This is a genomic window from Nonomuraea sp. MG754425, assembly GCF_021699195.1.
Classification (GTDB): Bacteria; Actinomycetota; Actinomycetes; order Streptosporangiales; family Streptosporangiaceae; genus Nonomuraea.
In genome coordinates this window covers 1-285 of the sequence record NZ_SSXE01000580.1, presented here as the reverse complement: position 1 = coordinate 285, position 285 = coordinate 1, and the positions used below count along the sequence as shown (strand labels likewise).

Annotated in this window: 1 protein-coding gene; it reads right to left on the bottom strand. The window is 69.5% G+C overall.

Going from position 1 to position 285, the window contains the following annotated elements:
• A partial coding sequence (locus FAF44_RS54055; RefSeq protein ID WP_237111239.1) for a hypothetical protein occupies nucleotides 1-285 on the bottom strand: 285 nt, incomplete at both ends.

Genomic DNA, 285 nt, shown 5'->3' with positions numbered 1-285 from the left:
GAGGAACGGCATGTCCTCGACCGGCAGGATCTTGGAGATGACGCCCTTGTTGCCGTGCCGGCCGGCCAGCTTGTCGCCGTCGGTGATCTTACGCTTCTGCGCCACCAGCACCCGCACCAGCACGTTCACCCCCGGCGGCAGCTCGTCGCCGTCGTCGCGGCTGAAGACCTGGGTGTGGATCACCCGGCCCTGCTCGCCGTGCGGCACCTTCAGCGAGGTGTCGCGCACCTCGCGCGCCTTCTCACCGAAGATCGCGCGCAGCAGCCGCTCCTCCGGGGTCAGCTC